Here is a 6,358-nt window from a genome sequence, read left to right as displayed (position 1 = left end):
CATCGGCTACGTGCTGGGCCTGCTCCCGGTCACCGGGATCACGCTGCCGCTGATCTCCGCGGGCGGCAGCTCGGTGATCGTCAGCATGGTCTCGCTCGGCCTGCTGGCCGCCGCGGCGCGGGACGAGCCCGAGGCCCGCGTGGCCCTCGCACGCGGGGCTAGGGTCGGGCGAACCCCGTGATCGGGGTGGTCGACGACGACGGAGGAGCGCACGTGGAGGTCCTGTCCGGATCGGACGCGGTGTACCGGGCCAAGGGCCGCGAGCTCGGGCCCGGCGAGTGGTTCACCATCGACCAGCAGCGGGTCGACGGCTTCGCCGACGTCACCGAGGACCACCAGTGGATCCACATCGACCCGGAGCGGGCGGCGTCGGGGCCCTTCGGCGGCCCCATCGCGCACGGCTTCCTCACGCTCTCGCTGGTGCCGTACCTGGCGAACTCGGCGCGCTCCTTCGAGGGCGTGACGATGGGCGTGAACTACGGGCTGAACAAGGTCCGCTTCCCGAAGCCGGTGCGGGTCGGCGACCGGGTGCGGGCGCGGGTCGTGATCGTCGACGTCACCGACCTGACCGAGGGTGGGCTGCAGATCGTCTCCCGGATCACGGTCGAGATCGAGGGCGAGGACAAGCCGGCCTGCGTCGCGGACATGGTGTCGCGCACGTACTTCTAGCGCCGGTCCCGGGATGCGGCATTAGGGTGATGACCGTGCCGCGCCCGTTCCTCACCCGTCGTCGGCACCTCGACCTGCGCCGGATCGACTCCACCGCGTGTCGCGCTCGGTAGCTCCACGCTCCCGATCCGCCGACACCGAGGAACCCCCGTGAGTTCTCCCGTCCGCATGCCCCGCCGCGTCGCCCTGGCCTCGGCCATCGGCACGACGGTCGAGTGGTACGACTTCTACCTCTACGCCACGGCCACGGCCCTGGTGTTCAACAAGCTCTTCTTCCCCGGGATCAGCTCGACGGCGGGCACCCTGGCCGCCTTCGCCACCTACGCCGCGGGCTTCGGGGCCCGCCCGATCGGGGCGGTCGTCGCCGGCCACCTCGGCGACCGCGTCGGGCGCAAGGCCGTGCTCGTCGCCGCACTCGTGACGATGGGGGCGGCGACCACCCTGATCGGCGTGCTGCCCACGTTCGCGACGGTCGGCGTCCTCGCCCCGACGTTGCTGGTGGTGCTGCGGATCGTGCAGGGGCTCGCGGTCGGCGCGGAGTGGGGCGGCGCCGCGGTGCTCTCCGCCGAGCACGCCGCCCCCGGCCGCCGGGGCCTCGTCGGGAGCTTCACCCAGATCGGCTCGCCGGCGGGGATGCTGCTCGCGACCGGGTCGTTCTTCCTGGTCCGCTCGCTGACGGATCCGGCGTCGTTCCTGTCCTGGGGCTGGCGGGTGCCGTTCCTCGTCAGCGCGGTGCTGGTCGTCGTCGGGCTCGTCGTGCGGCTGCAGCTCTCGGACTCGCCGGAGTTCGCGGCGCTGCGCGCGAGCGGCCGGGTGGCGCGCCTGCCCGTCGTCGAGGCCCTGAAGGGTTCGCCGCGGTCGGTCCTGCTGACCACCGGGCTGCGGATCTCCCAGATCGCGCTGTTCGTCCTGGTGACGACGTACGGCCTGACCTACATCTCGCAGCGCCTCGGGGCGTCGTCGTCGGCGGGGTTGCTCGCGGTCGTCGTCACCTCCGCGCTGGGCCTGGCCTCGACCCCGCTGTGGGCGGTGCTCTCGGACCGGGTCGGACGCCGCCGGCCGACGCTCTTCGGGGCGTTCGCGGGCCTCGTCGGGCTCGCGCTCTTCTTCGGCGCCGTCGAGACCGGGTCGACCTGGCTGATCGTGCTCGCCTCGGTGATCGCCCTGAACGTCGCGCACGACGCCATGTACGGCCCGCAGGCGGCGTGGTTCGCCGAGCTCTTCGACGCCCGCGTGCGCTACTCCGGGGCCTCGCTGGGCTACCAGATCGGCTCCGTCCTCGGCGGCGGGTTCTCGCCGCTGGTCGCGGCGGCGCTGGTCGCGCTCACGGGTGCGCCGTGGGCCGTCGTCGCCTACCTCGGCGTCCTCACCGCACTGACCGCTCTCTCGGCCGGCTTCGCACGCGAGACCGCGTTCGACCCGGGCCCCGGCGAGAGCGAGGCCGCCGCGACCGACGAGGCGGCGGCGGGCTCGCGGGTGTAGGCAGTCCCGCGTGTCTGCCAGTCCCCAGGTCTCCCCCCGTCGCCCCCGTATCCACCTCAACGCCTTCGCCATGATGTGCGCCGGGCACCAGTCGCCGGGCCTGTGGCGCCACCCCGACGACCAGGGCTTCCGCTACACCGACCTCGACCACTGGACCTCGCTCGCGCGCCTGCTCGAGGAGGCGGGCTTCGACGCGCTCTTCCTCGCCGACGTGCTCGGGATCTACGACGTGGCGGGCGGGTCGCGGGACGCGGCGGTCCGGGCCGGCATCCAGGTGCCGCTCGGCGACCCGCTGATGCCGGTGTCGGCGATGGCGGCGGCGACCTCGTCGCTGGGGTTCGGGCTGACGGTCTCGACGAGCTACGAGCACCCCTACGCCCTGGCCCGGCGGTTCACCACGCTCGACCACCTGACGAAGGGGCGGGTCGGGTGGAACGTCGTCACCGGCTACCTGGAGTCGGCGGCGGCGAACCTGGGGCTGGGCGCGCAGCTGCCCCACGACGAGCGCTATGCCCAGGCCGACGAGTACCTCGAGGTGTGCCGGCGGTTGTGGCGGGAGTCGTGGGAGGACGACGCCGTGGTGCGCGACGCGGCGGCCGGGGTCTACACCGACCCGGCGAAGGTCCACGACGTCGACTTCCACGGCCGCTACTACGACGTGCCCGGCCCGTTCCTGTGCGAGCCCTCCCCGCAGCGCTCGCCGGTGATCTTCCAGGCGGGCGCGTCCCCGCGGGGCCTCGCGTTCGCGGGGCGGCACGCGGAGGCGGTGTTCGTGTCGGGGCCGTCGACGGCGGTGGTGGCCGGGCAGGTCTCGCGGCTGCGCGCGGCGGTGTCGGACGCCGGGCGCGACCCCGCGTCGGTCACGGTGTTCTCCCAGCTCGCGCCCGTGGTGGCCGCGTCGTCGGCGGAGGCGCACGAGCGGTACGCGTCGTACCTCGAGTCCTTCTCGCTCGAGGGGGCGCTGGCGCTGTTCGCGGGCTGGACCGGGCTCGACCTCACGGGCATCGACCCCGACGAGCCGCTGCGCTACGTCGAGTCCGACGCCGGCCGGTCGGCCCTCGCCTCCTTCACCACCGACGACCCGTCGCGGGAGTGGACGGTAGGGGAGGTCGCGCGCCACCTGGCGGTCGGCGGGCGCGGTCCGGTCGCGGTGGGCTCGGGCGCGGAGGTGGCCGACGCGATGGAGGCGTGGATCGACGAGACCGGCGCCGACGGGCTCAACCTCGCCTACGCCGTCACGCCCGGCTCGTTCGCGCAGGTCGCGGAGCACGTCGTGCCCGAGCTGCGGCGCCGGGGCCGGATGCCGGCGACGCCCGAGCCGGGGATGCTCCGGGACCGGTTGGCCCTGCGCTAGCCCAACAGGCTCCGGAGGGTGTCCCGGTACTGCTCGAAGGCACGGCGTCCGGCGGCGGTGAGCGCGACGTAGGTGACCGGCGTGCGCCGCTCGTGGGCCTTCGACACCTCGACGTAGCCCGCCTCCTCGAGCTTGCGCAGGTGCGTCGAGAGGTTTCCCGCGGTCACGTCGAGCAGCTGCTGCAGGCGCGGGAACGTCAGCCGGTCGCCCGGGCCGAGGGCGGCGAGCGTCGCGGTCACCCGCAGCCGGGCCTGCGCGTGGATGACGGGGTCGAGCTCGACCGGGACCTGCTCGGTGCTCATCGGCGCGCCGCGAGGTGCATCCACACCCCGAGGACGACGAAGCCGCCGCCGCCGGCGAGGGCGAGGACCAGGAAGTTCGCGGGATAGCCGACGAACACCGTCGCCACCCCGGTCACCAGCGTCCAGACGCCCAGCACGTACTGGGGCACGTGGTTCCACAGCGCGCCCCCGGCGAGGTAGAGCAACCCGACGAGGAGCAGCGCGGTGCCCGACCAGATCAGCGACAGCGTCGGCCCCGGCACCCCGAGGGCGGTGAGGCGGAGGTTGATCGCGCAGAGCGCCGCGAAGCCGAGGACCCACGCCCAGCCGTAGAGCGTCCCGGTGCGCCGGCTCGGGCCGGCCAGCCCGCGGGTGCTGCGCCGCAGGGTGATCCCCGTGCTGACGAGGGGCACGACGCCGGCGACGACGAGCAGGGGGACGACCACGGCGTCCGGGAGGACCCCGCGGATCGCCAGCCAGACCCCGCCGAACCCGACGAGGTAGCCCAGCCCCCAGGGCACGAACATGCCCAGCGGGCTCGGCCGCAGCGACCGGGCGGCGCGGTGCTGGGCCGTGTCGATCGCCGCCAGGGCGTCGGCGGCCGTGGGGTGCTCGGCGGGACCGGGGTCGTGGGTGCTCGTGCTCATGGTGGCTCCTCGCTCTCGACGCAAACGAGTTTGCAGCGCAAAATAGTTGGCGTCAAGCACGGCGTCGGGGCGTCCGGGCGGTCAGCCGCGCGCGGCCTTCCCCAGCGCCCCCCGCGCGATGATCACCTGCTGGATCTGGCTGGTGCCCTCGTAGATGCGGAAGAGGCGCACGTCGCGGTAGATGCGCTCCACGGGCACGCCGCGCATGTAGCCCGACCCGCCATGGACCTGCACCGCCCGGTCCGCGATCCGCCCGACGGCCTCCGAGCAGAAGTACTTGGCCGTCGAGGGCCCGGTGACCTTGTCGGACCCGTCGTCGTAGGCCTTCGCGGCCTCGCGGACCAGGGCGCGGCCGGCGTGCCAGTCGGTGACCGAGTCCGCGACGAGCCCCTGCACGAGCTGGTAGGTCGCGATCCGGTGCCCGCCCTGCTCGCGCTCGGAGGCGAACTCCACGGTCTCGTGCACCAACCGCGCGGCCATCCCCATGCAGAGCGCGGCGATGTGCAGCCGGCCGTGCGCGAGGCACTTGAGCGCGGTGACGTAGCCGCGGTGCAGGCCGTCCTCGCCCCCGACGAGGTTCGCTGCCGGCACCCGGACGTCGTCGAGGTAGACCTCGCAGGTCCACGAGCCGCGCTGGCCCATCTTGGCGTCGTGCTGGGAGAAGCTCACGCCGGGCGCGGAGGTCGGGACGAGGAACGTCGAGATGCCGCGGGCCGGGGCGGCGTCCGGATCGGTGCGGGCGAACACCATGAGGACGTCGGCGAACGGGGCGTTGGTGATCCACCGCTTGCTGCCGGAGATCACGTAGTCCTCGCCGTCGCGCACGGCCTTCGTCGTCAGCGACGACGGATCGGACCCGGCCTCGGGCTCGGTGAGCGCGAAGCTCGCGACGACCTCGCCGCTGGCCAACCGCGGCAGCCACTCCCGACGCTGGTCCTCGGTGCCCCCGGTGAGCAGAACCTGGCCGGCGATGCCGTTGTTGGTGCCGAAGAGCGAGCGCAGCGACGGCGTGGTCCAGCCGAGCTCCATCGCGAGCTCGACCTCCTCGCTCATCGACAGCCCGATCCCGCCGTAGGCCTCCGGGATCGCGAAGCCGTAGAGCCCCATCGCCTTGCACGCCTCGCGCAGCGGCACGGGGACCTCGTCGGCCTCCTCGATCTCGTCCTCGCGCGGGACGACCTGTTCGCGCACGAACTCGCGGACCGACGCGAGGACGTCGGCGAAGTCGGACGGGTCCACGGTGACGGCCTCCCGGGTGGGCTCGCGTCAGCAACGGCACGTTGCTGACGCCTGACGTCAGAACGGCGCCATTCTCGCCTGCGCTCAGCCCGTCGGCCGGACGACGACCTCGGTGATGTGCGCGTCGGGCGTCGCGGTCACCGCGGCCAGCACCGCCGCGGCCACCGACTCCGGACGCAGGTAGCGGGCCGCGTCGTAGGTCCCGCCCTCGTGCTCGACGACCGCGCGCTGCATCGCGGTGTCCACCCGACCCGGGTGGACCGAGCAGACGCGCAACGACGGCTCCTCCGCGCGCAGGGCGTCCGCGAAGGCCCGCAGCGCGAACTTCGACGCCGCGTACGACCCCCACCCGGCGCGCGCGGCCAGCCCCGCGCCCGAGTTCACGCACACGACGGTGCCCCGCGCGGCCCGCAGCGCCGGGAGCAGCAGGCGCGTCAGCTCCGCCACCGCCACGACGTTCACCTCGAACTGCCGGCGCCAGGTGTCCGTGTCGAGCTCCTCGACGGTCCCCAGCAGACCCACCCCGGCCGAGTGAACGAGGACGTCGAGCTCGTCGATCCGCTCGGTCGCCCCGGCGAGCGCGGCCGGGTCGGTCAGATCGACCGGCCACGGCAGGGCCCGCGACCCGAGCGTGTCCGCCACGCCGGCGAGCGCCAGGTCGTCCCGGCCGCCGAGCAGCAGGTCAT

8 protein-coding genes are annotated in these 6,358 nt (G+C 73.9%); 4 read left to right on the top strand and 4 right to left on the bottom strand.

Translation table 11 applies throughout. The annotated features are described in order from the left end of the window. From AC0CYZ_RS31735 to AC0CYZ_RS31720, 4 genes are all read left to right on the top strand, one after another. On the top strand, nt 1-181 hold a 181-nt coding region (locus AC0CYZ_RS31735; RefSeq protein ID WP_472222262.1), incomplete at its 5' end, for an FtsW/RodA/SpoVE family cell cycle protein. Nucleotides 182-213: 32 nt separating this feature from the next. Beyond that, a complete protein-coding gene (locus tag AC0CYZ_RS31730) occupies nt 214-669 on the top strand; it encodes a MaoC family dehydratase (protein WP_472222260.1) in 456 nt (151 codons plus the stop codon). A gap of 150 nt (nt 670-819) precedes the next feature. Then, nucleotides 820-2,151, top strand: coding sequence for an MFS transporter (locus tag AC0CYZ_RS31725; protein WP_472222258.1), 1,332 nt, complete (start codon nt 820-822; stop codon nt 2,149-2,151). A gap of 10 nt (nt 2,152-2,161) precedes the next feature. After that, a complete protein-coding gene (locus AC0CYZ_RS31720; protein WP_472222256.1) occupies nt 2,162-3,505 on the top strand; it encodes an LLM class flavin-dependent oxidoreductase in 1,344 nt (447 codons plus the stop codon). Here AC0CYZ_RS31720 and AC0CYZ_RS31715 read toward each other — a convergent pair. From AC0CYZ_RS31715 to AC0CYZ_RS31700, 4 genes are all read right to left on the bottom strand, one after another. Further along, nucleotides 3,502-3,807 (bottom strand): transcriptional regulator, encoded by a 306-nt coding sequence (locus AC0CYZ_RS31715; protein ID WP_472222254.1) that lies wholly within the window; start codon nt 3,805-3,807, stop codon nt 3,502-3,504. The genes AC0CYZ_RS31720 and AC0CYZ_RS31715 overlap by 4 nt on opposite strands. After that, nucleotides 3,804-4,433 carry a hypothetical protein gene (locus tag AC0CYZ_RS31710; protein WP_472222252.1) on the bottom strand — a complete coding sequence of 210 codons (630 nt, stop codon included), beginning with the start codon at nt 4,431-4,433 and terminating at the stop codon, nt 3,804-3,806. The genes AC0CYZ_RS31715 and AC0CYZ_RS31710 overlap by 4 nt, the downstream gene beginning before the upstream one ends. 81 nt (nt 4,434-4,514) lie before the next feature. After that, entirely contained in the window at nt 4,515-5,672 is a 1,158-nt protein-coding gene (locus AC0CYZ_RS31705) for an acyl-CoA dehydrogenase family protein (protein ID WP_472222250.1), read from the bottom strand. 84 nt (nt 5,673-5,756) lie between these two features. Then, nucleotides 5,757-6,358: SDR family oxidoreductase (locus AC0CYZ_RS31700; RefSeq protein WP_472222248.1), on the bottom strand; the 602-nt coding region annotated here is incomplete at its 5' end.

The sequence above is a fragment of the Actinomycetospora sp. genome (genome assembly GCF_055612215.1).
The sequence above is the reverse complement of the archived record's forward strand: the minus strand, read 5'-3'. Positions and strand labels throughout refer to the sequence as shown.